Origin of the sequence: Corynebacterium sp. AOP40-4SA-5 (assembly GCF_052377355.1) — a bacterium.
In the GTDB taxonomy this organism is placed as follows: Bacteria; Actinomycetota; Actinomycetes; order Mycobacteriales; family Mycobacteriaceae; genus Corynebacterium.
Genome location: NZ_JBQSWS010000017.1, coordinates 17,269 through 43,662, shown reverse-complemented (window position 1 = coordinate 43,662; position 26,394 = coordinate 17,269). Strand labels below are relative to the sequence as shown.

Annotated in this window: 23 protein-coding genes, 1 tRNA gene and 1 pseudogene; 13 read left to right on the top strand and 12 right to left on the bottom strand. The window is 69.1% G+C overall.

Going from position 1 to position 26,394, the window contains the following annotated elements:
- Positions 1-26: 26 nt before the first annotated feature.
- Positions 27-854, bottom strand: a complete 828-nt coding sequence (locus ACT3S3_RS10840) for an undecaprenyl-diphosphate phosphatase (RefSeq protein WP_301442575.1) — start codon at positions 852-854, stop codon at positions 27-29.
- A gap of 170 nt (positions 855-1,024) precedes the next feature.
- On the opposite strand from ACT3S3_RS10840, the gene ACT3S3_RS10835 reads away from it, so the two are divergent.
- On the top strand, positions 1,025-2,167 hold the full coding sequence (locus ACT3S3_RS10835) for a hypothetical protein (RefSeq protein ID WP_444626762.1): 1,143 nt from the start codon (positions 1,025-1,027) through the stop codon (positions 2,165-2,167).
- Between the two features lie 24 nt (positions 2,168-2,191).
- Positions 2,192-3,298, top strand: a complete 1,107-nt coding sequence (locus ACT3S3_RS10830) for a quinone-dependent dihydroorotate dehydrogenase (RefSeq protein ID WP_301442565.1) — start codon at positions 2,192-2,194, stop codon at positions 3,296-3,298.
- Between the two features lie 27 nt (positions 3,299-3,325).
- Here the strand turns inward: ACT3S3_RS10830 and ACT3S3_RS10825 are convergent, their stop codons facing one another.
- On the bottom strand, positions 3,326-3,880 hold the full coding sequence (locus ACT3S3_RS10825; RefSeq protein ID WP_301442564.1) for a YbhB/YbcL family Raf kinase inhibitor-like protein: 555 nt from the start codon (positions 3,878-3,880) through the stop codon (positions 3,326-3,328).
- A 207-nt stretch (positions 3,881-4,087) separates the two neighbouring features.
- Here ACT3S3_RS10825 and ACT3S3_RS10820 point away from each other — a divergent pair.
- The 3 genes from ACT3S3_RS10820 to ACT3S3_RS10810 all read left to right on the top strand — a co-directional run bounded on the left by ACT3S3_RS10820 (position 4,088) and on the right by ACT3S3_RS10810 (position 5,590).
- Positions 4,088-4,176, top strand: a tRNA-Leu gene (locus tag ACT3S3_RS10820).
- Positions 4,177-4,242: 66 nt separating this feature from the next.
- The gene (locus ACT3S3_RS10815; protein WP_301442563.1) at positions 4,243-4,917 is read left to right on the top strand and encodes a TVP38/TMEM64 family protein; all 675 of its coding nucleotides are present in this window, start codon (positions 4,243-4,245) and stop codon (positions 4,915-4,917) included.
- A gap of 28 nt (positions 4,918-4,945) precedes the next feature.
- Positions 4,946-5,590, top strand: coding sequence for a DNA-binding protein (locus ACT3S3_RS10810; RefSeq protein ID WP_301442562.1), 645 nt, complete (start codon positions 4,946-4,948; stop codon positions 5,588-5,590).
- Here the strand turns inward: ACT3S3_RS10810 and ACT3S3_RS10805 are convergent.
- Genes ACT3S3_RS10805 through ACT3S3_RS10795 form a run of 3 tightly spaced genes read right to left on the bottom strand, consistent with a single transcriptional unit; the run spans position 5,487 to position 8,105 of the window.
- Positions 5,487-6,770: an SPFH domain-containing protein gene (locus tag ACT3S3_RS10805; protein WP_301442561.1), complete on the bottom strand. Its 1,284-nt coding sequence runs from the start codon at positions 6,768-6,770 to the stop codon at positions 5,487-5,489. The two genes, ACT3S3_RS10810 and ACT3S3_RS10805, sit on opposite strands and share 104 nt — an antisense overlap.
- A gap of 9 nt (positions 6,771-6,779) precedes the next feature.
- A complete protein-coding gene (locus ACT3S3_RS10800) occupies positions 6,780-7,217 on the bottom strand; it encodes an NfeD family protein (RefSeq protein WP_301442560.1) in 438 nt (145 codons plus the stop codon).
- Positions 7,218-7,229: 12 nt separating this feature from the next.
- On the bottom strand, positions 7,230-8,105 hold the full coding sequence (locus ACT3S3_RS10795; RefSeq protein ID WP_441579423.1) for a DUF3097 domain-containing protein: 876 nt from the start codon (positions 8,103-8,105) through the stop codon (positions 7,230-7,232).
- 25 nt (positions 8,106-8,130) lie between these two features.
- Between ACT3S3_RS10795 and ACT3S3_RS10790 the strand changes: the two genes are divergently transcribed.
- The gene (locus ACT3S3_RS10790) at positions 8,131-8,994 is read left to right on the top strand and encodes a hypothetical protein (RefSeq protein WP_301444201.1); all 864 of its coding nucleotides are present in this window, start codon (positions 8,131-8,133) and stop codon (positions 8,992-8,994) included.
- 36 nt (positions 8,995-9,030) lie between these two features.
- Here the strand turns inward: ACT3S3_RS10790 and ACT3S3_RS10785 are convergent, their stop codons facing one another.
- Positions 9,031-10,857, bottom strand: coding sequence for a DIP1281 family NlpC/P60 protein (locus tag ACT3S3_RS10785; RefSeq protein WP_444626760.1), 1,827 nt, complete (start codon positions 10,855-10,857; stop codon positions 9,031-9,033).
- 543 nt (positions 10,858-11,400) lie between these two features.
- Positions 11,401-11,877: an Rv1476 family membrane protein gene (locus ACT3S3_RS10780; RefSeq protein WP_301443783.1), complete on the bottom strand. Its 477-nt coding sequence runs from the start codon at positions 11,875-11,877 to the stop codon at positions 11,401-11,403.
- A gap of 337 nt (positions 11,878-12,214) precedes the next feature.
- Between ACT3S3_RS10780 and acnA the strand changes: the two genes are divergently transcribed.
- The 5 genes from acnA to ACT3S3_RS10755 all read left to right on the top strand — a co-directional run bounded on the left by acnA (position 12,215) and on the right by ACT3S3_RS10755 (position 18,222).
- Positions 12,215-15,016 carry an aconitate hydratase AcnA gene (gene acnA, locus ACT3S3_RS10775; RefSeq protein ID WP_441579648.1) on the top strand — a complete coding sequence of 934 codons (2,802 nt, stop codon included), beginning with the start codon at positions 12,215-12,217 and terminating at the stop codon, positions 15,014-15,016.
- A gap of 84 nt (positions 15,017-15,100) precedes the next feature.
- Positions 15,101-15,682: a TetR/AcrR family transcriptional regulator gene (locus ACT3S3_RS10770; RefSeq protein WP_301442664.1), complete on the top strand. Its 582-nt coding sequence runs from the start codon at positions 15,101-15,103 to the stop codon at positions 15,680-15,682.
- Positions 15,683-15,775: 93 nt separating this feature from the next.
- The gene (locus ACT3S3_RS10765; RefSeq protein ID WP_301442665.1) at positions 15,776-16,042 is read left to right on the top strand and encodes an ACT domain-containing protein; all 267 of its coding nucleotides are present in this window, start codon (positions 15,776-15,778) and stop codon (positions 16,040-16,042) included.
- Positions 16,043-16,056: 14 nt separating this feature from the next.
- A complete protein-coding gene (locus tag ACT3S3_RS10760) occupies positions 16,057-17,427 on the top strand; it encodes a PFL family protein (protein ID WP_301442666.1) in 1,371 nt (456 codons plus the stop codon).
- A 6-nt stretch (positions 17,428-17,433) separates the two neighbouring features.
- Positions 17,434-18,222: a hypothetical protein gene (locus tag ACT3S3_RS10755; RefSeq protein WP_301442667.1), complete on the top strand. Its 789-nt coding sequence runs from the start codon at positions 17,434-17,436 to the stop codon at positions 18,220-18,222.
- A 17-nt stretch (positions 18,223-18,239) separates the two neighbouring features.
- Here ACT3S3_RS10755 and ACT3S3_RS10750 read toward each other — a convergent pair.
- A pseudogene (locus tag ACT3S3_RS10750) lies at positions 18,240-19,554 on the bottom strand (alpha-hydroxy-acid oxidizing protein).
- A 117-nt stretch (positions 19,555-19,671) separates the two neighbouring features.
- Here ACT3S3_RS10750 and ACT3S3_RS10745 point away from each other — a divergent pair.
- Positions 19,672-20,826 carry an agmatine deiminase family protein gene (locus ACT3S3_RS10745; RefSeq protein WP_441588204.1) on the top strand — a complete coding sequence of 385 codons (1,155 nt, stop codon included), beginning with the start codon at positions 19,672-19,674 and terminating at the stop codon, positions 20,824-20,826.
- A 175-nt stretch (positions 20,827-21,001) separates the two neighbouring features.
- Here the strand turns inward: ACT3S3_RS10745 and ACT3S3_RS10740 are convergent, their stop codons facing one another.
- Positions 21,002-22,630 carry an ABC-F family ATP-binding cassette domain-containing protein gene (locus ACT3S3_RS10740; RefSeq protein ID WP_301442669.1) on the bottom strand — a complete coding sequence of 543 codons (1,629 nt, stop codon included), beginning with the start codon at positions 22,628-22,630 and terminating at the stop codon, positions 21,002-21,004.
- A gap of 454 nt (positions 22,631-23,084) precedes the next feature.
- Here ACT3S3_RS10740 and ACT3S3_RS10735 point away from each other — a divergent pair, with 454 nt between their 5' ends.
- Complete coding sequence (locus ACT3S3_RS10735; protein ID WP_301442670.1) at positions 23,085-24,203, top strand: lycopene cyclase family protein; 1,119 nt, start codon at positions 23,085-23,087, stop codon at positions 24,201-24,203.
- Positions 24,204-24,205: 2 nt separating this feature from the next.
- Here the strand turns inward: ACT3S3_RS10735 and ACT3S3_RS10730 are convergent, their stop codons facing one another.
- Genes ACT3S3_RS10730 through ACT3S3_RS10720 form a run of 3 tightly spaced genes read right to left on the bottom strand, consistent with a single transcriptional unit; the run spans position 24,206 to position 26,388 of the window.
- A complete protein-coding gene (locus tag ACT3S3_RS10730) occupies positions 24,206-24,631 on the bottom strand; it encodes a metal-sulfur cluster assembly factor (protein WP_301442671.1) in 426 nt (141 codons plus the stop codon).
- A gap of 12 nt (positions 24,632-24,643) precedes the next feature.
- Positions 24,644-25,096: a Fe-S cluster assembly sulfur transfer protein SufU gene (sufU, locus tag ACT3S3_RS10725; RefSeq protein WP_301442672.1), complete on the bottom strand. Its 453-nt coding sequence runs from the start codon at positions 25,094-25,096 to the stop codon at positions 24,644-24,646.
- Entirely contained in the window at positions 25,093-26,388 is a 1,296-nt protein-coding gene (locus ACT3S3_RS10720; protein ID WP_301442673.1) for a cysteine desulfurase, read from the bottom strand. The genes sufU and ACT3S3_RS10720 overlap by 4 nt, the downstream gene beginning before the upstream one ends.
- Positions 26,389-26,394: the final 6 nt, after the last annotated feature.

The following is a 26,394-nucleotide window of genomic DNA, read 5'->3' as shown; positions in this document are numbered from 1 at the left end:
CGCCACCGGTGGGGCCGGTGCGTGGATCAGGCGTTGATCATGCCGGTGGCCAGCAGGATCAGCACGATCACACCCACCGGGATGCGCCACAGGGCGAACCAGGCGAAGGAGTGGTTGGCGACGAACTTCAGCAACCAGGCGATCGAGACGTAACCCAGGACGAAGGCGATGGCGGTGCCCACGACCAGCTGGGGCGCGCTGGCGGCCTGCCCGGCGGCGGGGTCGAAGGCGTCCGGCAGGCTGAACAGGCCGGACGCCAGGACGGCGGGGATGGCCAGCAGGAAGGAGAAGCGGGTGGCGACCTCACGGTCGAGGTTGAGGAACAGGCCGGCGGACACCGTCGCACCGGAGCGCGACACCCCGGGGATCAGCGCCAGGCACTGGGCGAAGCCCATGAGCAGGGCGTCCTTCATGGTGAGCTTGTCGTAGCTGCGCTGGTGGGTGCCGACCTTCTCCGCCCAGATGAAGACGAAGGAGAACAGGATCAGCACGATCGCGGTGATCCACAGGTTGCGCAGGTTGTCGCGGATGAGGTCCTTGGCGAGGAAGCCGATCAGACCGACCGGGATCGTCGCGGCGATGACCATCCAGCCCATGCGGTAGTTCTGGTTGTCGCGCTTGGCCGGGTCGAAGACACCGGCGAACCAGGCCGACAGGATCATCCAGATGTCCTTGGCGAAGAACACCAGCACCGCCAGCTCGGTACCCAGCTGGATCACGGCGGTGAAGGACGCGCCCGCGTCCTCCCCCCAGATCAGCTGGGAGACGATGCGCATGTGCCCTGAGGAGGACACCGGCAGGAACTCGGTGAGCCCCTGGACGATCGAGAGGATGATGGTCTGCAACCACCCCATGTCGGTGGTGGTGACGACGTCGCCGGCGTCGGAGGCGAGATGTGAGGAAAACTCCATGGCTGACGAGAGTACCCTGCCGCGACCCCGCCATCACCTCGCCGTCACTTCGCGACAGCCCCCCGCCCCGACACAGGCCGGAGTCCCGCACCGCGTGTAGTAGCGTGATTGGCGTGAGAAGCCTGTTGACACAGCCGCGGATGAGCCCGGCCAAGCCCCTGACCGTCGCGGCCCTGGCCATGGTGCCGCTGGTGACGTTGTCGGGGTGCGCCGAGCAGATGATCGGGACCGACGGTTCCGACGACGGTGACGGGGAGACCGTGGTCGGCGTCGCCGCCAAGCCGCTGGAGTCCCCCGACACCGACGCCTCCGACGTGACGGGCACGCTCGACTCCGGCGAGGCCCTGCTGGGCCTGGTCCGCGCCGGCGTGGGGACGTCCGTCACCGAAGACTCCCCCGCCCCGGTCGCCGCGCTGGAGCAGGGGCGGCTGGTGATCGGCCCGCTGGAGGACGTGGCGTCCGGCTCCGCACCGTCGGTGGACGTCGACGACACGTGCACCACGGTGACCGGTGCGGTCGACGGCGTCGTGCTGGGCTGTGGGACGACCGTGCGCATCCTCGACGCCGAAGGCCAGGAGGTGCGCAGTCTCGAGGCCCCCGGCGAGGTGACCGCCGCCGCGGTGCACCCCGACGGCAAGGTGGCGTTGACCGTGGAGTCCGACAGCGACGTCCACTGGTTCGACGCCGACGGCGAGGAGACCAGCTCCGAGGACATGACCGCCACCGGCAGCGACATGCAGCTGGTCGGCAACACCCGCAACGCCGACAACGAGGACGACGCCGACAACGAGGACGCGGAGTGGCGCGCCGCGCTCATCGACGCGCAGCAGACCAGCGTCACCGACATCGACATCGCCGGCGAGTCGCGCGTGGCCGCGCTGCGCATCGGCCAGGGCGTGGGGACGGTCTCCGCCGGCACGCAGCCCGACGGGGTGCTCGTCGCCTCCGACGCCCGTCGCGGACAGGCACTGGTCTACACCCTCACCGACGTCATCCGGCACACCCAGGCGGTGCCCACCGGTGAGGGCGCGTGGGCGGTGCTGTGGGACTCCGAGCGTGAGGTCATGTGGGTGTCCACCACCGGCGACAACACGCTGACCGGCTACGACCTGTCGACCGGCACACCGGAGGAGGTCGGCAAGGTGCCGACGACCTCGGACGTGCGCCACATCATCGACGACGGCAGCGGCGACCTGCTGCTCGTCGCCGCCGACGGGACCCGTGAACTCATCCCCGCCGACGACCTCCCCAGCTAACCCTCCCGAGAGGACACCAGACTCATGACCACCTTCCGTGCCTTCCGCGGGGCCGTCTACGACTCCTCACTGCGCGTGCTGTTCACGCTGCGGGCCGAACGCATCCACGGGCTGATGACGTCCGCACTGTCCGTGGCCGCCCGGTCCGCCGCGGCGCGCGCGGCACTGCGCCGCTGCCTCGTGGTCACCGACCCGGTGCTCGCGCAGACCGTCGCCGGGGTCCGCTTCCCCCGCCCGCTGGGGCTGGCCGCCGGCTTCGACAAGAACGCCACCGAGGTCGACGTGTGGGGCCCGCTCGGATTCGGTTCGGCAGAGGTCGGCACCGTCACCGCGGTGCACCAGCCGGGCAACCCGACCCCCCGCCTGTTCCGCCTCCCGGCCGACCGGGCGCTGCTCAACCGGATGGGCTTCAACAACGACGGTGCACTGGCCGCGGCCAAGCGCCTGGGAACCCGGGTCTCCCCCGAACCGGTGGGGGTGAACCTCGGCAAGACGAAGAACACGCCCGTGGAGTGCGCCCCCGGCGACTACTTCGAGTCCGCCCGCGCCGTCGACGACGTCGCCGACTACCTGGTGATCAACGTCTCCTCGCCCAACACCCCCGGGCTGCGCGACCTGCAGGCCGTGGAGAGCCTGCGGCCGATCGTGGAGTCCGTGCGCCAGGCCAGCGACCGGCCCCTGTTCGTGAAGATCGCCCCCGACCTCACCGACGAGGACGTGGACGCGGTCACCGACATGGCCCTGGAGTTCGGCCTCACCGGTCTGATCGCCACGAACACGACCATCAGCCGGGACAACCTCGCCACCGGCGCCTCCGACGTGAAGGCGCTCGGTGCCGGCGGGATCTCCGGCGCCCCGGTGGCAGACCGGGCGCTCGAGGTGCTGCGGCGTATCCGGCAGCGCGCCGGCGACCGTCTCGTCCTGATCGGCGTCGGCGGCATCGAGACACCGGAGCAGGCGTGGGAACGCATCGGCGCCGGGGCGACCCTGCTGCAGGGCTACACCGGCTTCATCTACGGCGGCCCCGACTGGATCCGGGACATCCACCTCGGTATCGCCCACCAGGTGCGGCAGCACGGTCTGACGAACCTCTCCGAGGCCGTCGGTGCCGAACTTCCCTGGAAGGACTAGCCGAACTGCCCGGGGGCGGTCGGTCGTCTAGTTCTCGGCCCAGCCCCAGAGCAGGCCGCGGGCGGTGGCCGTGAAGTTCAGGTTGAATCCGAGGATCGTCGGGGTGGAGCGGTCGTTGATCTCCAGGAACTGCGGGAGGGCGTGCACGGCGAAGATGTAGCGGTGCGGACCGTGCCCGGCCGGGGGCATCGCACCGTAGTAGCCGCGGCTGCCCGAGTCGCCGCGCAGCGCCATCGCCCCGTCCGGCAGGCCGGCCAGCTCGGCGTCGCCCGTGCCGGCGTCCAACGAGGTGACCGAGGCCGGGATGTTGAACACCGCCCAGTGCCAGTAGCCCGACGTCGTCGGCGCGTCCGGGTCGAAGCAGGTCACCGCGTAGGACTGCGTACCCTCCGGAGCCCCCGACCACGACAGCTGCGGGGAGACGTCGCTCCCGCCGAGCTGGTCGCCGGGCAGACGGTCACCGTCACCGAAGTCCGCGCTGGAGACCTCCAGGCGCGGCAGGTCGGTCAGCGGGGCGTAGGGGTCCGCGGCGGGGAACCGGTCGTCGAGGTAGGTGGGCTGGTGGTGGGTCTTGTCACTCATGGCAACCAGTATGCCGCAGTGTTTCGTACCCCGCAGTAAGACTCTGAAGTCATAGCCTGTGGTGGCCCGACCTGTGCCCCGATATACGCGCCGGCCTGGGCATTCGGCACAGATTTGTCACCGCGGCACCGACTCGTTATAGTTACCGGAGTGCGACGGACACAGGGTTGGATATCAGCCGCGACCGTGTTCGGCGTCCGCATCCATGTCCGGGTGGCGGAATGGCAGACGCGCTAGCTTGAGGTGCTAGTGTCCTATTAACGGACGTGGGGGTTCAAGTCCCCCTCCGGACACCACAGAAGAGGCCCACTACGGTGGGCCTCTTCGTCGTTTCAACTGACCCTCGCGAAGGCGTACCCGACATGTCCAGAGACCACCTGCTCCCCTTCGCCGGGCTCGTGGCTCTGGGGATCGCCGTCGTGGTCGCGGCCGTGCTCCTGCCCACCCCGGACCTCGACTCCGTGCGCACCACCGTGGAGAACAGCGGGAGCGTCGCGTGGGTGACCTTCCTGGCCCTGATGGTCGGCGCCACCCAGCTGCCTGTCCCCCGCACCATCTGGACGGTGTCCGCCGGCGTGCTCTTCGGCCCCCTCGTCGGCAGTGTGCTGGCACTCACCGGCATGGCCCTGTCGGTGACGCTGTCGCTGCTCCTCGTACGCTGGATCGGCGGCCCGGCCGTGCGTCGTGCCGAGACCATGCCGCGCGTGCACGCCCTGCAGCGGGCCCTGGAGGCCCGTGGCTGGCTCGCGGTCCTCGGGCTGCGCATGGTCCCCCTGGTCCCCTTCAGCCTGCTGAACTACGCCTGCGGGCTGAGCCGCATCCCGCTGGTGTCCTGTGTGCTGGCGACCGTGGTGGGCTCCGCCCCGCTCACCGTCGCCCTCGTAGTCTCCGCGGACACGCTGGCCGGCGGTGGTGAACCGTGGTTCCTGCTGCTCAGCGTGGTGCTCGCCGTGGTGGGCCTGGCGCTCACCGCCGGTGCGTTGCGCGGCGTGCGGGCCGAACTCGCGGCGGCGGGGACCGGGCCGGTCAAGCCCTGACAGTAGACACACATGTAGGGTGGCGGGCATGTACTCCGTCCACGCCACATACCGCGGAACGTCACTCCGGCGGGCCGACTACGTCCGACAGGTCGCCGACGCCCTGGGCAACGCCCACAACGTCGTCGACGTCCGGGTCCTGGGGCCCGGTGAACTCGCCGTCCTCGCCGACGACGCGGACAGTGCCTCGGGCGTCGTGATGAACCTCATCCAGGCCGGCGACTTCGCCATCGGGATCGGCGCCGTGGTCGGCGGGGACGGAGAGGCGGACGGGCGGGAGGACGCGTCGGACGCCGTGCTGCGCGACCAGCTCGTGGCGGCGTCCGGCCGGGCGGTGCGGGGTTCCCGGCGTGCCGGCATGATCCGTGCGAGGGTCGAGCAGGCCGGTCCCGGTGGCGTGCAGGCGGTGGGGCGTGGCGCGGACGTGGCCGGGGACATCGCCGCGGCGTTCACCCTGGTCTCCCACGTACTGAACCGCCGCACCGCCGAAGGGCGGGAGGCGACGGCTCTGGTCCGGCAGGGCCACCTGCAGAGTGAGGCGGCGGAGATGCTGGGCATCTCGAAACAGGCTATGTCTCAGCGTCTTTCTGCTGCGGGGTGGCAGGCTGAGCAGGCTGGTTGGCTTCTGGCTGTCCATATGTTGGCCAGGACGGAGACTCTTCCCCTCGGGTGATCGCCGCCGCCTCCTCGGTCGCCGCGGAGGAGGCGGATGAGGAGGTGGCGGACGGGGACGCAGGTGACGGGGTGGGCACGTCGGTCGGTTCGTCGACCGAGCGGTTGGCCACCGCATTGGCCTCGGCCACGGCCTTGGCGATCTCGGGGGCGGACTCGGTGTTGAACCAGTTCTCCGAGGTCGTCTCGTTGGCGACGTCGCGGAAGGACTCGTCGACCGGGGTCGGCTCGTAGCGGAAGGTGCCGTCCTCGTCCTTGTTCGCGAAGGCCTTCGCGAACTGCTCCAGGGAGTCGCCGAACTGCATCGGCAGCATCCACACCTTGTTCGCGTCGCCCTGCGCCATCTCCGGGAGCTTCTCCAGGTACTGGTAGGACAGCACCTCCGGGGTGACCTGGGAGGACTTGATGGCGGCGGTGACCTTCTGGATCGCCTTCGCCTGGCCCTGCGCCTCGAGGTACTTCGCGGCACGCTCACCCTCGGCCAGCAGCATGCGAGCCTGTCGCTCGGCCTCTGCGGAGAGGATCTGGGCGTGCTTGTCACCCTCGGCACCGAGGATCCGGGCCTGCTTCTTACCCTCGGCGGTCTTGATGTCCGACTCGCGCTGGCCCTCGGCGGTGAGGATCATCGCACGCTTCTCACGGTCCGCCTTCATCTGCATCTCCATGGACTGCTGGATGGAGGGCGGCGGGTCGATGGCCTTGAGCTCCACGCGGCTGATGCGCAGGCCCCAGCGGGTGGTGGCGGCGTCCAGCTCGCCGCGCAGCCGACGGTTGATCACGTCACGGGAGGTCAGCGTCTCCTCCAGCGTCATGCCGCCGACGACGTCACGCAGCGTGGCCACGGAGATCTGCTCGACGCCGATGATGTAGTCGTTGACACCGTAGATCGCCCGCGCGGCGTCGTTGATCTGGAAGGTCACGACGATGTCGATGGCCACGGTCAGGTTGTCCTGGGTGATCACGGCCTGGGGAGGGAACGACACGACCTGCTCACGGGTGTCCACCCGGTCGCGGACCCGGTCGATGAACGGCACGAGGATCGTCAGCCCGCCGGACACCGTCCTGGTGTAGCGGCCGAGTCGCTCGATGACCGCAGCCTCCCCCTGTGGGATCAAGGCCACGGACTTGAACAGGGCTACTGCGACGAGGATGACGAGGAGGATCAGAAGGATCGAGATCATCTCCACGGGTCACACTCCTTTCCACACCACGGCTGTGGTGCCGTCAATGGAGACGACCTGCACACGGTCCCCTTCACTGAATGAGGACCCGGGGTGTGCCGCCCGGGCTGACCAGATCTCGCCGGCGATGCGCACCTGGCCCGACGAGTTCTCGGAGGTGACGTCGGTCAGGACCTGCGCCGGCTGCCCCTCGAGCTCCTTGGTGGTGAACTCCCGGACCTCGCCCTGCGCGATGTAGCGGCGCCGAAGCACCGGGCGCAACAGCAGCAGCGTGGCCGCGGAGGTGGCCCCGAAGACACCGACCTCCGCCCACACCGGGATGTCCACGACGGCGACCCCGGCGGTGGTCAGGGCGGCGACCGCGAGCATCAGCAACGTGAAGTCCATGACCAGGAATTCGCCGACCGCGAGGACGGCCGCTGCAATCAACCAGATAATCGGGCCCATGCCCGCAGAATATCAGTTCGCGGGGTTCCCGGGTTCCGTGACGAAGTCCACGAGACGTTCGACGGCCCCGATGAGGGTGGCGTCGAGATCCCGGAACGTCCGCACCTTGGAGTACACGTGCCGCCACCCCTCGGTCGGCGTGCCCCACCCCAGCCGCTGGCACACGCCGGTCTTCCAGTCCTCCCCGTAGGGAACCTTCGGCCAGGCCCGGATGCCGACGGTCGCCGGTTTCACCGCCTCCCAGATGTCGATGTACGGGTGTCCGGTCACCATCACGTCCGGTCCGAGACCCTGGGTCAGCCGGGTCTCCTTCGACCCCTCCACCAGGTGGTCGGCGAGCACTCCGACCCGCCTGCCGGGGCCCGGGCGGAACTCCTCGAGCATGGCGGGCAGGTTGTCGAGTCCCTCGATGAATTCCACCACGACCCCCTCCACGCGCAGGTCGTGGCCCCACACCTGCTCGACGATGGCGGCGTCGTGCAACCCCTCCACCCAGATCCGCGAGGGGGCCGCGACCTTGGCGCGCACGTCCCTGACCCTGCGCGACCCGGAGTTCGAGCGCTGCTGGTCCTGCGGCGTCTGCGACGGGGCCACGTAGCGGGTGAGGGTGACCGGCCGACCGTCGACGAGGAAGCCCCCGGGACGCAACTTGAACAGACGGTCGCGGCCGTGCCGGTCCTCCAGCCGGACGAACTGCCCGTCGTAGGTCTTCTCGAAACCGACGACGGCGCCGACCCAGCCCCCGTCGGCGACCTCGACGACGGTGCCCGGCTTCGCGGGCATTTCCGGTGCCGGCGGGGCCTGGCGGGAACGGTGCCCCCCGGCCGCCCCCTGCCCGTCTCCGGAACCCCCGAGGATGTCACGGCCGTACCTGTCGTTGAAGCTCATGGGCTCCAACTCTAGGCTAGGTGCAATGTCGTCAAGAAACCCCGCCGGTGACGCCACCGGCACGAGGCGGGCCACCCCGCTGCGCGAACAACTGTGGTCCCCGGTGCAGAACACCACCGTCTGGCTGGGATGGTGGCTGCACGGCCTCGTCTCCGCCGACGACGTCATCGACGCGTTCCAGGACGTCCAGGGCCCGGCGCACTCCCTGACCGTCGACCCCGGCGGCGACGACCCCTTCGCCGGACGCTTCGACGACCGTGCCACCGGCCTGGTCGACCTGCTGCACGCCGTGCGCGAGGTCACCCGTGACGTCCCCGTCGAGCTGTCCTCGCGTCCCCTCGTCGGACTCGTCCTCGCCGGTCCCGGCGACCCGCCGGCCCTGCCCGCGGGAAGCCGCGGGGCGGCCGCGGTGTCACGCGCCGGTGCCGGTATCAGCGTCGCCGACGCCGACCCGCTGGTCACCCATGTCGTCGTGCCCACGGTCGTGGACAACTCGCTGGTGCAGTGGGTGTGGTACCGGTGCGAAGGCCGCGTGCGCGCCGGCGAGTTCTACGGCCCCGGCGAGGCGGACACCCGGCTGCGCGAGGCCACGGAGGCCGCGGCCGCACTCGTCGAGGCGTCCGGCACGACCGGGATCCGTCACCACTCCCCGCGCCTGGCGGTCGGCGCCCTGACCGACTTCTTCGGTCTGCCCGGACTGCCGCCCGGGGTCTCGCCGCGGGCGGAGAAGCTCATGGCCCGTGCCGACGTCGTCGCCTCCGTCATCGAGGTCACCCGCGCGACCGACCACGGCGCCGAACTCGACCCGCAGCTGCTGCCGCTGTCCGGGGCGGTGCGCACAGCGAGAATCACCGCAGTCGACCACGCGATGCGTGAACTCCTGCGGTGATGTCGGTGTGACGGGGCCGCCGTGGCCCCGGGTGCGCTACTCGATCATGCGCACGGCCATCGGCTCGATCCCGTCCCAACGGACCGGCGAGACCTTGACCACGTCGCCGGACTGCGGTGCCTCGAGCATCGTCCCGTCGCCCAGGTACAGGGCCACGTGGGAGCTGCCGCCCACACCCCAGAAGAGCATGTCGCCACGCTTGGCGTCGCCGACCGGGACCTGGTTTCCGGAGGTGTACTGGTAGCCCGAGTACTTCTCCAGCTGGATGCCGGCCGCGGCGAAGGAGTAGACCATCAGACCGGAGCAGTCGAAACCGACCTTGGAGTAGTCGCCGTGGGAGTCGGCGACGCCACCGTCACGCACACCCATGGTGGGACCGTCGGCGTTGCCGCCGCCCCAGGCGTAGGTCACGCCCAGCTGGCCCATGCCGCGCTCGATGACGCGCTCGATCTGCTCCTCGCTGGTACCGGAGGAGTCCGGCTCCGCAGGCTCCTCACCCTCACCGGGGTTGACCTCCGGCAGGACGCCCTCCTCGCCTTCGGTGCCCTCGACACCCTCGACGCCCTCGGTGCCTTCGGTACCTTCAGGCAGGTTTGCGTAGGCGTTGGCGGCCGACTCACGGCCGGCGTTCGTCGCAGCCTCGAGAGCCCCGTCGGGGTCGCCGGAGAGGTGGGAGCTGATGCCGGCGTACGCGGCATCGCCCGCCGCGCCGACGAGTCCGTCGATCGCGGCCTGCCTCAAGGCGTCACCCTCGGTGCTGCCGTCGAAGCTCCCCGGGATCTCGTCGACCTCGGGCACCTCACCGGTGTCGGCGGCGTCGTCGGCCTCGTCGGCCTCGGTGTCGTCGACGAGCTGGTCGTCGAGCGGCTCCTCGGTCACCGCGTCCTCACCGGTGGCCTCGTCCGTGGTGTCCTCGGTGACTTCGTCGGTCGCCTCGTCGGTCGCCTCGTCAGCGGTCGGACCGGCGACCTCGTCGCTCTCACCGTTGCCGTCGTCGACGTCGACCTTCGTGTCGACGGCGGGCGTCGACTCGATACCGTCGGCGGCCGCCTCGGCGGCGCGGCGCTTGTCGAAGGAGCTGGCGGCGGCGTTCTCGGAGACCTTGTCCACGGCCTTCTTCGCGGCAGCCAGACGCGACTGCGCATCGGACAGGGTGTTCTTGACGCGCTCGAGTTCCGCGGACTTCGCGGAGATCGTCGACTGTGCGTCGGTGAACGCCTTCTCCGCGGCGGAGTGTGCGTCACGGGCCGCGGTGACGAGACCGTCGGCGTCATCGCGGGAGACGCGCAACGAGGACTCCTCGTTGGCGGCCTGGGTGCGCGCGAGGTCGAGCTTGTCGATGTCGGCCTGCTGCTTCTCGGCGGCCATCCGCATGTAGGTCGCGCGGTCGATCGTGTCGCCCGTCGCGTCCGACCCGGAGGCCAGTGCGATCGGGGCCGAGTCGCCGCCGCGGGTGTATGCGGAGCGGGCCAGCTCGTCGAGGGTGGACTGCGCGTCCTTGACCTCGGAGTCGGATCCGTCGAGACGGCTACGCGCCTCGGTGACGTTGTCCTGTGCCTCCTGGGCGGCGCGCTGGCTCCGGTCCACGTCGACGCGAGCCTTGTTCACCGACTCACGGAGCCCACCGAGCTCGAGTTCCAGTGAAGACACCTCACCCTCTGTCGAGGAGACGGTGCCAACGAGGTCGGCGAGGTAGGCCTCGGCGGTCTGGTCTTCAGCGCTCGATGAGCTGTCGGACGGGGCGGCGACGGCAGTGGCGGCGGGGACAGCGAGTCCTGCGGCCACCGCGAAGGACAGCAGCGCCCGAGTGGACCGGACGGTCGACCTGCGGACGGTGCCGCGGGTGTTCAGCCTAAGTGCCACGGTGAGTCTCTCCTTGCAATGGCGTACCGGTCATTACGGTCAAGTCGTCGTTCTTGACGTCAGCCTGTCTCGGCCACCTGTCCACCGCGCTTCCCCGCGAGGTGGTCCAGGGCCCGGGCCCAGGTTCCGGCGGCCCGGTTGATCACCGCCGGAAATGTCACGAACAGGTCTCGTTCCGATATCGGATCGTTACCAATTGACGACAACTGAACCGTAAGCCACTCCGGACCCATGCGAAACCCGAATCCCACTAACCACATAAGAATCAGCAGGCACACTTGTCACGCTGAATGCCTTGACCTGCAGCCACAGAGGCCAGTTCCTTAAATGTGATCTTTGTCACAAAGATGGTGGCTTCGGCGTGTCCCGTTGCAATGATCCCCCGAGGTCAACTCAAACTCTGAACCTTGACTTGAGCATAGACAATCCCAGTGCCTTGACTAGTGTATTCGCGCGGCTCCCCGCCCCTATTTATGATGGCTCGCGCTAGCTTCTAACTGCAGAACTGTCTGGGCGCCACGGGGGCGCTCTCCGGGCTTCCGCTCAGCGGCGGTAGGTGATGCGGGCGAACACGGCGGTGGCTGCGACCGCGAGCAGGACGCCCGCGACGGCCAGGACGTAGATCCAGGAGAACGCCGGCTGGGCGTCCTCGGCGGAAGACAGGAACGCGGCCACGTCCTGCGGTCCCGTCGAGCCGTGGAGCTCGCCCTGGGTCGACTCGATCTGGTAGCGCGACATCACGTCGCTGACGACCTGGGTGTTGTTCGGGGCGCTGACGACGACCGTCGACGCCTCCGCGCCCGCCTCGCCGGAGTCCTTCACGGTCTGCGCCAGATTGCGCAGGTCCGTGGACTGGAGTGCGTCGGTGTCGACGACCACGACCCCCACGCCGTCGTCGGCGAGGTCCCGGTAGCCGGCCAGGTCCGAGGCGGACGGCTGCTCCCCCGCCTGGGAGGTCGAGTACCCGGTCTCGGCGATGTCGTCGAGGACCGCCTGCAGGTCGACGTTCTCGAAGTCCACGGCGTGCTCATTTCGCTGGAGGTGGGTGGGTTTGTTATCTGACTGTATAGATTTCTAGCACCTGACCCCGCCGTCCGGGGGTGCCGACACGCGGGGTTGGGACGCATAAATCTCTACGTCCTGCGGTTATGTAGCATTACGGTCGTACTGTTATAGTAGTTCCGACGGAATCCGCGACAACTGCTGACACAATGGTGGTAGTCCGCGACGGCACCATCGTGCCCGGTGCCGGGGACCAGGTCCAGACGAGGTCCGTGAGGTCCGCGCCGCGGGATGACGTCAGACGAACGTCAACACAACTGACGACGATAACGAGAAGAGATTCAGGAGTACTGCCGTGACTGACAGCAAGAATTCTTTTGGAGCAGAGGGGACTCTGGAGGTCGGTGACCGGTCCTACAAGATGTACCGCCTGAGCGCGGTCCCGGGTATGGAGAAGCTGCCCTACTCGCTGAAGGTCCTCGGAGAGAACCTTCTCCGCAACGAGGACGGCGCGAACGTCACCAGTGAGCACATCCAGGCCATCGCCAACTGGGACCCGTCCGCCGACCCGAGCATCGAGATCCAGTTCACCCCGGCACGTGTGGTCATGCAGGACTTCACCGGTGTGGCCTGCGTGGTCGACCTCGCCACCATCCGCGACGCGGTCGTGGCCCTCGGCGGCGACGCCGACCAGGTCAACCCGCTGAACCCGGCCGAGATGGTCATCGACCACTCGGTCATCATCGAGGCGTTCGGTGACGAGAACGCCCTCGAGCAGAACGTGGCCATCGAGTACCAGCGCAACGAGGAGCGTTACAAGCTCCTGCGTTGGGCCACCGGCGCCTTCGACAACTTCCGCGTCGTGCCTCCCGGAACCGGCATCGTCCACCAGGTCAACATCGAGTACCTGGCCCGGTCGATCTTCGACAAGGACGGCATGGCCTACCCCGACACCTGTGTCGGTACCGACTCCCACACCACGATGGAGAACGGCCTGGGCATCCTGGGCTGGGGCGTCGGCGGCATCGAGGCCGAGGCGGCGATGCTCGGCCAGCCGATCTCCATGCTCATCCCCCGCGTCGTCGGCTTCAAGCTCTCCGGTGAGATCCCCGTGGGCGTCACCGCCACCGACGTGGTGCTGACCATCACCGACATGCTGCGCCAGCACGGCGTGGTCGGCAAGTTCGTCGAGTTCTACGGCAAGGGTGTCGCCGAGCTGCCGCTCGCCAACCGTGCCACCATCGGCAACATGTCCCCGGAGTTCGGCTCCACCGCCGCGATGTTCCCCATCGACAAGGAGACCGTCGACTACCTGGCGCTGACCGGTCGCGACCAGGAGACCCTGGACCGCGTCGAGGCCTACGCCAAGGAGCAGGGCATGTGGCTCGACCCGGAGAACGACGCCGAGTACTCCGAGTACCTCGAGCTCGACCTCTCCACCGTCGTGCCCTCCATCGCCGGCCCGAAGCGTCCCCAGGACCGCATCGAGCTCTCCGACTCCAAGGCACAGTTCCGTAAGGACCTGCACAACTACGCCGACAGCAACTCCGGCAACGCCGACGCCCAGAACTTCGTCGCCGAAGGCGGCAACGTCGGCGGCCACACCGGCAACCCGGCCACCGCCGCGGACGCCAAGGGCAACCTGCCGTCCGCAGCCACCGGCAACGAGGGCCGTCCGTCCAACCCGATCGAGATCAACTACGACGGCAAGGACATGGTCCTGGACCACGGCATGGTCGGCATCGCGTCGATCACGTCCTGCACCAACACCTCGAACCCCTCCGTCATGGTCGGCGCCGGCCTGCTGGCCCGCAAGGCCGCGGCACTCGGCCTGCACTCCGCACCGTGGGTCAAGACCTCCATCGCCCCCGGCTCCCAGGTCGTCACCGGCTACTTCGAGAAGGCCGACCTGTGGAAGGACCTCGAGGCCATGGGCTTCTACCTCGTGGGTTACGGCTGCACCACCTGCATCGGTAACTCCGGTCCCCTGCCGGAGGCCATCTCCGAGGGCATCAACGAGGCCGACCTCGCCGCCACCGCCGTGCTGTCCGGTAACCGTAACTTCGAGGGACGTATCTCCCCCGACATCAAGATGAACTACCTGGCGTCCCCGATCCTCGTGATCGCCTACGCCATCGCCGGCACCATGGACTTCGACTTCGAGACCCAGCCGCTGGGCCAGGACAACGACGGCAACGACGTCTTCCTGCGCGACATCTGGCCGGCCACCGAGGAGATCGAGTCGGTCATCAAGTCCTCGATCACCAAGGAGCTCTACTCCGAGGACTACGCCGACGTCTTCAAGGGCGACGAGCGCTGGCAGTCCCTGCCCGTGCCGGAGGGCAAGACCTTCGCCTGGGACGACGCCTCCTCGTACATCCGCAAGGCACCGTACTTCGACGGCATGGAGCCCACCCCGGGCCCCGTCTCCGACGTCAGCGGCGCCCGCGTCCTGGCGCTGCTGGGCGACTCGGTCACCACCGACCACATCTCCCCGGCGTCCTCCATCAAGCCCGGCACCCCGGCAGCCCAGTACCTGGACTCCAAGGGCGTCGAGCGCAAGGACTACAACTCGCTGGGTGCCCGTCGTGGCAACCACGAGGTCATGGTCCGCGGTACCTTCGCCAACATCCGTCTGCAGAACCAGCTGCTCGACGGCGTGACCGGCGGCTACACCCGCGACTTCACCCAGGAGGGTGGCCCGCAGTCGTTCATCTACGACGCCTCCGTCAACTACCGCGAGCAGGAGACCCCGCTGGTCGTCCTCGGCGGCAAGGAGTACGGCACCGGTTCCTCGCGTGACTGGGCCGCCAAGGGCACCCTGCTGCTGGGCGTCAAGGCCGTCATCGCCGAGAGCTTCGAGCGCATCCACCGCTCCAACCTGGTCGGCATGGGTGTCATCCCGCTGCAGTTCCCGGAGGGCGAGTCCTGGAAGTCCCTGGGCCTGGACGGCACCGAGACCTTCGACCTGGCCGGCATCGAGGCCCTGAACGAGGGCACCACCCCGGACTCCGTCCACGTGACCGCCACCAAGGAGGACGGCAACGTCGTCGAGTTCGACGCCGTCACCCGTATCGACACCCCCGGTGAGGCCGCGTACTACCGCAACGGCGGCATCCTGCAGTTCGTCCTGCGCAACATGATGGAAAACAGCTAGTCCGGCTAGTCCCGTAGTCCATCCCCGCCCGCCCCGCGGACTCCGTGAGGCGGGCGGACGTGTACCGGAGAGGGGTGCCCGTCCATGCCCAAGGTCAGTGAAACTGATCTCTCAGAACGGCGCACCGACATCCTCCGCGCAGCCAGGACCTGCTTCGTGACCTACGGTTACGACGGGGCGACGGTGTCACGCCTGGAGAAGGAGACCGGGAAGTCCCGGGGAGCCATCTTCCACCACTTCCGCAACAAGGAGACCCTCTTCCGTGAGGTCGCCCACCGCGACATGGTGCGCATGACCGACCTCGCCGGAAACCGGGGAATGATCGGCCTGATCAGGTACCTCCTGGAGGACCCCGAACTCGCCGAGTGGTGGGGCCTGCGGGTGGAGATCACCCGACGGATCCGGCTCGACGACGAACTCCGGGGCGTGTGGGAGGCCGACCAGAACGCGCTGCGAGGGGCGGTCACCGAACGCCTCGAGGAGCAACGGGAGTCCGGTCGGCTGCGCACCGACATCTCCACGGCCACCACGCTGCAGCTCCTGGAGCTCGTACTCGAGGGCGTGATGGCGCACCTGGTGTCCGACCGCGAGAGCGGGCTCCTCCCGGAGGCGCTCGACATCGTCGAGCAGTCCCTGCGTTCCGCGGAGGTCCGCGACAGCGCGTGAGTGTGCGTGCGTGAATGCGCCCGAGGCACCCACCGGCCAGACCCCCTGGCCCGGTGGGTGCCTCGTCGCGTCCGGCAAGTAGCATGGTGTCTCATGATCGCGATCATGACCGTTACCGGGCGAGACCACACCGGAATCATCGCAGCCGTGTCTACCGCATGTGCTGACCTGCAGATCAACATCCGCAACGTCTCCCAGACCATCATGGACGACTGGTTCACGATGATCCTGCACGTCGAACTCCCCGAGGACCTGTCGGTCACCGAGGTCAACGCGCGGATGAGCGAGGTGGAACAGCGGGAGAAGCTGGTCATCACGATCCAGTCCCAGGCCATCTTCGACGCGATGCACGAGATCTGAGGTTCCGGGACACCATGACTGCATTCCTGCCCTCGTCCTCGATCCTCGAGACCATCGAGATGATCCAGCGCTACCGTCTCGACATCCGCACGGTGACCATGGGGATCAACCTCCTGCCCGCCGTCCGGGCGACGCCGGAGGCCACCTGTGAGGCGGTCTACGACCTGGTGACCTCGCGTGCCGAGCACCTCGTCCCGGTGTGTTCCGGCATCGAGGAGGAGCTCGGCATCCCGATCGTGAACAAGCGCATCTCGGTCACCCCGGTGGCCCTGGTGTCCTCCGCGGTGCCCGGCTGTGACCCGGTGGACATCGCCCGCGCGCTCGACCGTGCCGCGGTCGCCGTGGGCGTGAACTTCATCGGCGGCTACTCCGCCCTCGTGGAGAAGGGCGGTTCCTCCGGCGACAAGCGGCTGATCCGCTCCATCCCGGAGGCGCTGAGCGAGACGGACGTCGTCTGCTCGTCGGTCAACATCGCGTCCTCACGCGCGGGCATCAACATGAACGCGGTGCGTGAGATGGGCCAGGTCGTCAAGGACTGCGCCGAGGCCACCGCCGACCGCAGTTCGATCGCCTGCGCCAAGCTCGTCGTCTTCGCCAACTCGGTAGGCGACAACCCCTTCATGGCCGGTGCCTTCCACGGCATCGAGGAGCCGGACTGCGTGATCAGCGTCGGCGTCTCCGGCCCCGGCGTCGTGGACCGCGCGGTCGCCGCCCTGGGCCCGGAGGCCCGGCTCGACGAGATCGCCGAGGAGATCAAGCGCGCGGCGTTCAAGGTGACCCGCACCGGCCAGCTCGTGGGCACGATGGCCGCGGAGCGTCTGGGCGTGCCCTTCGGCATCGTGGACCTCTCGCTGGCCCCGACGGCCGACATCGGTGACTCCGTCGCCCACATCCTGGAGCACATGGGCCTGGGTCAGGTCGGCGGGCACGGCACCACCGCCGCTCTCGCCCTGCTCAACGACGCGGTGAAGAAGGGCGGCATGATGGCCTGCTCGCGCGTCGGCGGGCTCTCCGGCTCCTTCATCCCGGTCTCCGAGGACGCCGGCATGATCGACGCGGTGCGTGCCGGGAACCTGACCATCGAGAAGCTCGAGGCGATGACCGCCATCTGTTCGGTGGGTCTGGACATGATCGCCATCCCGGGCGACACCCCGGCGTCCTCCATCGCCGGCATGATCGCCGACGAGGCGGCCATCGGCGTGATGAACCACAAGACCACGGCCGTCCGCGTCGTGCCTGCGGTGGGCTCTTCCCCCGGCGACGACGTCGACTTCGGCGGCCTGCTGGGCCACGCGCCCGTCATGCCGGTCAGCACGGTGGACGCCGCGGAGTTCATCTCCCGCGGCGGCTACATCCCCGCCCCCGTCCACGGCTTCCGTAACTGAGAGGCGGTGACCGTCGACGTGCCCCGGATCTTCACCCACGCGCGTAGCGCCACGACCATCGCCGACCCCGGCGGGCTCGTCGAGGACGGCTACGGTGCAGGACGCTTCGGCACCGCCTGCCCCTTCCCGTCCGACTACGAGGCCGTGACCGACGCGCTGTCGGCCAACGGCACGATGCCGGTCGCCGGGGCCCGCCTGTTCGGTCTGGCCACGGCCCAGCTGGTGCTGGTGGCCTGCGCGGTGGCGGTGGTCCTGGTGGGCGTGCTGCTGCTCGGCGCCGGCTCGGTCTCGGGCACGGGTGTGGGCGTGGTGCTGATCCTGCTGGGTGCAGGACTGGCGGGACTGTCGCTGGTCACCGCACGCAGTCGTCGGCGACGCCTGCTCGCGCTGGCCGCGGCATGGCGCAACGGGTGGCTTCGCTTCGCCCCGGCCCGCGTCGGCGCGGTGTGGGTCGACCGCCTGGTCACCCACGGGCGGGCGAACAGCCAGGGCGCCAACCAGGACAACCGGTACTGGTTCCGGGCGCTCTTGGAGGTCCACCCCACCGACGGCTCACCGGTCTTCACCGTGACCACCGCACCCTTCCAGGCCCTCGCCGACCACGCCGGCACGCCGCACGACCTGGTCAGCGCGCCGAACCCGGTGGACGTCTTCGAACCGGAGTACTCCAACGGCTGGACGGTGGTGCGTTACCTCGCCGGCGACCACGACACCGTCGCGGCCTCCTCCACGGTCACCACGAACCTCTCGCTCAACCAGATCGGGGCCGCGCTGCGCGCCGCCGGGGTGCGCTGAGCGTCCGGGAACCAGCCCTAGACACGCCGCAGCTCCAGCTCCCGTAGTCCTGCGACGTCGCGGGCACCGGTCAGTGCCATGGTCAGGTCCAGTTCGGCCAGCACGTTGTCCACGACCTCCCGCACACCGCGCTGCCCCGCCACGGCAAGCCCGTAGAGGTGGGGACGGCCCAGCAGGACGGCGTCCGCGCCGAGGGCGAGGGCCACGGCGACGTCGCGTCCCGTGCGTACCCCGGAGTCGAGCAGGACGGTACGGTCGTCGCCGACCCGTTGCCTGATCTCCACGAGTGCGTCGAGCGAGGCGACGGAACCGTCGACCTGGCGTCCCCCGTGGTTGGACACCACGACGGCGTCCGCACCGACCTCGAAGGCACGCTCGGCGTCGTCCGGGTGCAGGACGCCCTTGAAACACCACCGGCAACGATGTGCGGTCCTTCAGCGTCGCCAGCAGGTCCCAGTCCAGCCCCGGGTTGGAGTAGACGTCGAGGAAGGTCTCCACCGCCGCGCGCGGCTCCGGTGCGACGAGGTTGCGCAGCGTGGAGCCCGGGTGGTGGCGTGCGATGGACAGCAAGGACGCCGCGGCGGCCGGGGTGACGCGCACCCCGCCGGTCCCGCCGGCCAGTCCGCGTTCCAGCCGGTCGCGCACGATGCCAAGGAAGCGGCTGTCCGAGGTGTACTGGCTGATGCCCATCCCGCGGGAGAACGGCAACGACCCCAGGTTCAGGTCCTGCGGACGCCAGCCGAGCACCGTGGTGTCGAGGGTGACCACCAGTGCACCGGCACCGCTGGCCTCGGCACGGGCGATGAGACTGTCGACGAGCTCCTCGTCCGTCGACCAGTACAGCTGGAACCAGTGTCCAGGAATTTCACTTGACCCGCTCGATGATCTCCAGGCGGCGGCGGTGTCCTCCAGCGGCGAGGACCCCTGGTTGCTGACCACGTAGGGGACGCCCGCGGCGCCGGCGGCGCGGGCGACGCGCAGGTCGGCGTCGCGGTGGACGAGCGCGCCGGCGCCCACTGGCGCCAGCAGCAGCGGCGAGGCGTGCGTCCTGCCGAACAACGTCGTCGACAAGTCACGTTCCTTGATTCCGTGTGCCATACGTGGCGCGATCCGGTAGCTGTCGAAGGCCTGCCGGTTGTTTACCGCGGTGCGGTTCTCCCCCGCCCCGCCGTTGACGTACGCCCACGCCCTGCGCGACATCCGGCGCCGTGCCGCGCGATCCAGCCCCGCGGCGTCCGTCGGGACCTGTGGGCGCAGGCCTGCGATGCCCGCGCGGTAGATGGCGTCCTGCCGTGCGCGCCCGGGGCCCTGGGTGTTGTCCGTGATCCTCATTCCGCGATGGTATCGGCTGCGAAAGCTGCTGCGGACGGTTTCGGCCGTATCCGTGCCCCGCGCTAGGCTTATGCAGGTCAGTACCCTGACCACATCCTTCGACCCTAAGGGACACCCATCGTGCGCCGCCGGATCTTCCTCCAGTCCTCCATCACTGCGCTCGGAGGTGCCCTGCTCGCCTCGTGCGGGCTGGGCTCCTCTGACTCTTCTGGTGCCTCCGACTCCTCCGGCTCCTCGAGCGTCGTCGACCCGGACGACACCCGTCGCTGGCTCATGCCCGACGAAGGTGACCGCCACGCCCGCACCTGGATGGCCTTCGTCGCCGAGAAGGACATCTGGGGCCGGGACCTCGCCCCCGGGGTGAAACGCGACCTCGCCGGCATCGCCACCGCCATCGCCGCCTTCGAACCCGTCTCCCTGCTCGTGCCCGAGCACGAGATGGACCTGGCCCGGGAACTCACCGGAACCGCCGGCGTGGACCTCGTCGCCTGCGAGCTGGACGACCTCTGGGTCCGTGACACCGGCCCGGTGTTCGTGCGCCCGGTCGACGGCGGGGAGGTCAGTGCCGGAGTGGACTTCAACTTCAACGGCTGGGGCGACAAGCAGGAGCACCGCAGCGACCGCGAGGTCGCCGGATTCGTCACCGGCGAGGCCGGGGTGGAACACCTGCGCACCGACCTCGTCCTGGAGGGCGGCGCACTGGAGGTCGACGGCGAAGGCACCGCGATCATCACCGAGAGCTGCGTGCTCAACGACAACCGCAACCCCGGCTGGTCCAAACAGGACGTCGAGGAGGAGCTCGAGCGACTGCTCGGCGTGACGACCGTCATCTGGCTGCCCGGCATCGCCGGCATGGACATCACCGACGGGCACACCGACTTCTACGCCCGCTTCGCCCGGCCCGGCGTCGTCGTGGCCGGCCTGGAGACCGACCCAGACTCCTTCGACTACGACGTGACGCGCACCCACCTGGACATCCTGCGCGGGGCGACCGACGCCGCCGGACGCGAACTGCAGGTGGAGGTGCTGGAAAGCCCGTCGAGCGTGCGCGAGGAGTACGACAGCGAGGACGTCGCCGCCGGCTACATCAACTTCTACCTGTGCAACGGCGCCGTCATCGTGCCGGAGTTCGGCGCCGAGGACACCGACACCGCCGCACGTGACCTGCTGCGTCGGTTGTTCCCCGAGCGTGAGGTCGTCCAGCTCAACATCGACGCCATCGCCGCCGGTGGCGGCGGCATCCACTGCGCCACGCAGCAGCAGCCCGCCTGAGGCGGCGCGTCCGCGGGTTCTGGGGAGGCATGGGGTGCCCTGGGAGTCCCTGAAGACGCCAATGTCATCTGAGCCATGCCTCAGGGCAGGAAACGGCCGAAATCGGCCCTGGGGCATGACACAGATGACATCAGGTCGTCTGGGCCGGAACGGGCACGGCCCAACTGGGGTCTAGCTAGGCCAGCTCCACGATATCCATGTAGGCATCCGACCAGAGGTCCTCGTCGCCGTCGGGCAGCACGATCACGCGCTCCGGTTCCAGGGCACGGACCGCGCCCGGGTCGTGGGTGACCAGGATGACCGCGCCGGTGTAGGTGCGCAGGGCGTTGAGCACCTGCTCGCGGGACTGGGGGTCGAGGTTGTTCGTCGGCTCGTCGAGCAGCAGCACGTTCGCACGCGAGCTGACCAGCGTGGCCAGGGCCAGGCGGGTCTTCTCACCGCCGGAGAGCGTGCCGGCCGGCTGGTTGAGCTGCTCGCCGGAGAACATGAACGCGCCGAGCAGGCCACGTAGGTCCTGCTCGCCGGCTTCGGGGCAGGCGCTGATGGCGTTGTCCCACACGCTGGCGTCCGGGTCGATGGTGTCGTGCTCCTGGGCGAAGTAACCGACCTTCAGCCCGTAGCCGGACACGATGCCGCCCTCGCCGTCGGTGCGCTCCACCCCGGCCAACAGCTTGAGCAGCGTCGTCTTGCCGGCACCGTTGAAGCCGAGGACGACCACGCGGGAACCGCGGTCCACCGCCAGGTCCACACCGGCGAAGACCTCCAGGGAGCCGTACATCTTCGTCAGACCCGTGGCGTTCATCGGGGTCTTGCCGCAGGGGGCGGGCTCCGGGAAGGAGATGCTGGCGTACTTGTCGTCCTGACGGACCTCGTCGAGGTCGTCGATCATCCGGTCGGCACGGGCGATCATCTGCTTGGCAGCGGCGGCCTTGGTGGCCTTCGCACCCAGCTTCGCGGCCTGCTGGCGCAGTGCGCCGGCCTTCTTCTCGGCGTTGGCCTTCTCGCGACGACGACGGGCCTCGTCGGTGGCGCGGGCGTCGAGGTACTTCTTCCACGTCATGTTGTAGACGTCGGCCTCGCCACGCACGGCGTCGAGGAACCAGACCTTGTTGACCACCGCGGCCAGCAGGTCCACGTCGTGGGAGATCATGACCAGTCCACCCTCGTGGCGCTGCAGGAAGTCGCGCAGCCAGGTGATGGAGTCGGCGTCGAGGTGGTTGGTGGGCTCGTCGAGCAGCAGGGTGGTCGCCGATCGGCCGGAGCCGGAGGTGGCGGCGAAGAGGATCTGCGCGAGCTCCACACGGCGACGCTGTCCGCCGGACAGGGTCTTGAGCTGCTGGTCGAGCACGCGCTGCGGCAGCCCGAGGCCGTCACAGATCCGGGCGGCCTCGGAGTCGGCCTCGTAGCCGCCGAGCGCGGAGTAGCGCTCCTCCAGCCGGCTGTACTTGAGGATGGCGGCGTCGCGCTGGGAGTCGGTCCCGGTCTCCATGAGCTCCTGCTGACGGTCCATCGAGGAACGCAGCTCGTCGAGTCCACGCGCGGAGAGCACCCGGTCGCGGGCGGACTGGTTGATGTCGCCCTCCTTGGAGTCCTGCGGGAGGTATCCGATCTCGCCGGCGCGGGTCACCGTGCCGCCGTAGGGCTCGCCCTCGCCGGCGAGGATGCGCATCGACGTGGTCTTGCCGGCACCGTTGCGGCCGACGAGGCCGATACGGTCGCCCGGCTGCACGCGAAGCTGTTGGCCGGGGGCATTGAGGAGGGTGCGTGCCCCCACGCGCACCTCGAGGTCCTGAGTAACAATCACAACGGTACATCCTAACACCGCCTGTCAGCAGTCGTGGAGGTGGGCGCCGCGCTCTCCTTCTCCCCCCGAGAGGAGAGAGCCGCGTCGGTCCTCAGGTTCGAGGTCCGAGGGCGTCCCACCCGCCACTTCCGCTGAATCTTCCGGCGAACGGGATGACCCCAGACGTCCGGTCCGCTCGGCCGGGGCCTGTTGGACAGATATCAATATAAACTTTTCGATCCTGTTTGAATAGTGTTTCGTGAATGATACTTACCCCTCGGCTTATAGCCGGGGGTAGAATGCCGGACGTCCCGTCCGGCGCACCGCACATTCGTCGACCTGCATCCCGCCTAGTGAGCATAACTATTGTTGATGTGAGGCGAGGCTGTGCAAAGCCCATGTCGACGGGGGTGGTCCCGGGTGGTCCCCGCATATCTCCCCCAGCCCAGTGAACCGATCCAGTACAGGAGTCCCCGTGCACATCGCCGTCGTCGGCCTCGGTCCTGCCGGTGCCCTGCTCGCCCACCGCGCGGCATGTCTGGGCTGGACCGTCGACGGCTACGACCCGGCGTGCGGGACGGGGCCGGACGCCGGGGAGACGCTGCCACGCTGGCGCAACACCTACGGAATGTTCCTGGAGGACCTGCCGTCGTGGGCCCGCGAGGCCCTGGTCTTCTCGGCGGTCGTGCCGGAGCCGCAGGTGCACACCGCCCACTCCCGTCGCCTGCACGGGCGCACCTACGCCATCGTCGACTGCGGCGCCACGACGCGGCGCCTGCACCACCCCGGCATCCGCCTGCACCGACGCAAGGTCGATGCTCCGGATCCCCGGGAGCTGGGCGTCGACGTGGTCGTCGACTGCCGTGGTGTGGTCGACCGTCCCGGGGCCATCCGCCAGGTCGCCTACGGGGTGGTGGTCCCTGAGCTGCAGGACGCCCCGTCGGTGTTCATGGACTGGCGTCCGGCGGCCGTCCCGGGGCCGCAGGACGCCGGGCCGCCGAGCTTCCTCTACGTCCAGCCCGTCGCCGGCGGCACCCTGTACGAGGAGACCGTCCTGGTGACCAGGGCGGCGACGCGGGAGACGCTGGAGGTGCTGCAACGGCGCCTGGAGCAGCGCCTGGGTGGCTTGCCGGGGGGCCACACGCTCACGGAGACCGTGCACTTCCCCACCGACCGGCGTGTCCGCGGCTGGTACTCCGGGGTGCGTGACGGGGTGGCCGTGTTCGGGGCGTCCGGTGGGCTGACCCACCCCGCCACCGGCTACTCCGTGGCGGCCTCGGCGGCCACTGCCGACCGCATGCTGCACCTGCTCAGCCACGGTGCACTTCCCCGGCGGGAACGCCTGTCGGCCGCATGGGCCCACCGGCTGCGTGGCTTCGGCGCCGAACTCCTCGTGCTCGCCGACGCCCCCACGCTACGCAGCTTCTTCGACGCTTTCTTCGGGCTCCCCACCCACCGGCAGGCGTCCTACCTCGCCGGGCAGGACGCGGGACGCGTCGCGCTGGCGATGCTCGCCCTGGCACGCCACCCCCGCCGCGTCCTGCCGTTCCTGCGCAACACCCCCGCCGCGTTGCGGCGGGTTGCCAGACGCTGAAGTTAGACGCTGAAGCCGAGGTAGCGCAGCTGCTCGCGGCCGTCGGCGTTGATCATGTGCGGGCCCCACGGCGGCGACCAGACCCAGTTGATGCGCAGGGCGGAGACCTTCTCGATCCCGTCGACCACGGCGGTGTTCGCCTGGTCCTCCAGCATGTCGGTCAGCGGACACGCCGGCGAGGTCAGGGTCATGTTGATGACCGCCTCGGTGCCGACGTCGGTGTGCTCGACCCACACCTGGTAGACCAGCCCGAGGTCCACGACGTTGATGCCCAGCTCGGGGTCGATCACGTCGAGCATCGCCTCCTCGATCTGGTCGGAGAGCATCACGTCCTCCTGCGGGATGTCCTTCGGAGGCTCCGGGACGGCGTCCAGCGGGTTCGGGTCCATCTGCGGGGAGGTGGGTTCGGTGGTGGTGTCGTCACTCATGGTGCGTCCTTACTACTCGTACTGCTTGTTGGTTGACTCGCTCGTGGCGGCCTCGAAGGCCTTCCAGCCGAGCAGTGCACATTTCACACGGGCGGGGTACTTGGACACCCCGGCGAAGGCCACGCCGTCGCCGATCACGTCCTCGTCGCCCTCGACCGTGCCACGCGAGGTGACCATGTGCTCGAACTCCGCCAGCTTCGCCATCGCGTCCGGCACGCTCAGCCCGGTGAGCTCCTCGGCCATCACCGAGGTCGCCGCCTGGCTGATCGAGCAGCCGGTCGCGTCGTAGGAGATGTCGGCGACGGTGCCCAGGTCCTCCGACAGGGTGACCCGAAGGGTCACCTCGTCGCCGCACGAGGTGTTCACGTGGTGGACCTCGGCGTTGAAGGGGGCGCGCAGCCCCGCGTGCTGCGGGTGCTTGTAGTGGTCCAGGATGACCTCCTGGTACATCTGCTCCAGTTTCACTGCGGCTGCCTCACGTTCTCGTCCACGTTCTCTTCACTGCCCCGGTCCTCGAGCGTGCCGAAGAACCGCTGGGCGGTACCGATGGCGTCGACCAGGGCGTCGACCTCCCCGGTGGTGTTGTACAGGTAGAAGCTCGCCCGCGCGGTGGCCTGCACGCCGAGCGCGCGGTGCGCCGGCCACGCGCAGTGGTGGCCGACCCGGATGCACACGCCGTTGTCGTCGAGCACCTGGCCCAGGTCGTGCGGGTGGATCCCGTCGACGACGAAACTCACCGCCGAACCACGGTCCACGTTCTCCGCCGGGCCCACGATCCGCAGACCCTCCACCGAGGACAGACGCTCCAGCGCGTAGCCGGTGATCGCGTGCTCGTGGGCGGCGACGTTGTCCATGCCCACCTGCTCCAGGTACCGCACCGCCGCACCCAGGCCCACGACCTGGGAGGTCATCTGGGTTCCGGCCTCGAAACGCTGCGGGACCTCGGCGAAGGTGGTCTTCTCCATCGTGACGATCTCGATCATCGAGCCGCCGGTGAGGAAGGGCGGCAGCGCCTCCAGCAGCTCCGCCTTGCCGTAGAGCACGCCCACACCGTTGGGTCCGAGCATCTTGTGCCCGGAGAACGCGGCGAAGTCCACGTCCAACGCGTGGAAGTCCACCGGCATGTGCGGCACCGACTGGCAGGCGTCCAGCACCACCAGTGCGCCGACGGCGCGGGCACGCCGCACGACCTCGTCGACGTCGAGCTGCGCACCGGTCACGTTCGACTGGTGGGACAGGGCGACGACCTTCGTGCGCTCCGAGAGCTCGAGGCTGTCGAGGTCGATGCGCCCGTCGGCGGTCGCGGTGTACCAGCGCAACGTGGCGCCCGTGCGCTGGGCGAGCTCCTGCCACGGCACCAGGTTCGCGTGGTGCTCGAGCTCGGAGATCACGATCTCGTCGTCCGCGCCCACGCACAGGTCACCGGCACGCGGGTCGCCCAGGACGTAGGCGACCTCGTTGAGCGCCTCGGTGGCGTTCTTGGTGAACGCGATCTCGTGGCCTGCGGCACCGACGAAGGACGCCACGGCGTCGCGCGCGGACTCGTAGGAGTCCGTCGCCTCCTCGGCGATCTCGTAGGCGCCACGGTGCACCGGTGCGTTGTGCTCGGTGAGGAAGGTCCGCTCGGCGTCGAGGACCTGCAGCGGCCGCTGCGCAGTCGCACCGGAGTCCAGGTACACGAGTGGACGACCGTCCCGCACCGTGCGCGACAGGATCGGGAAGTCCGCCCTGATGGCGGCGGTGTCCAGTGGGGTCATTCGATA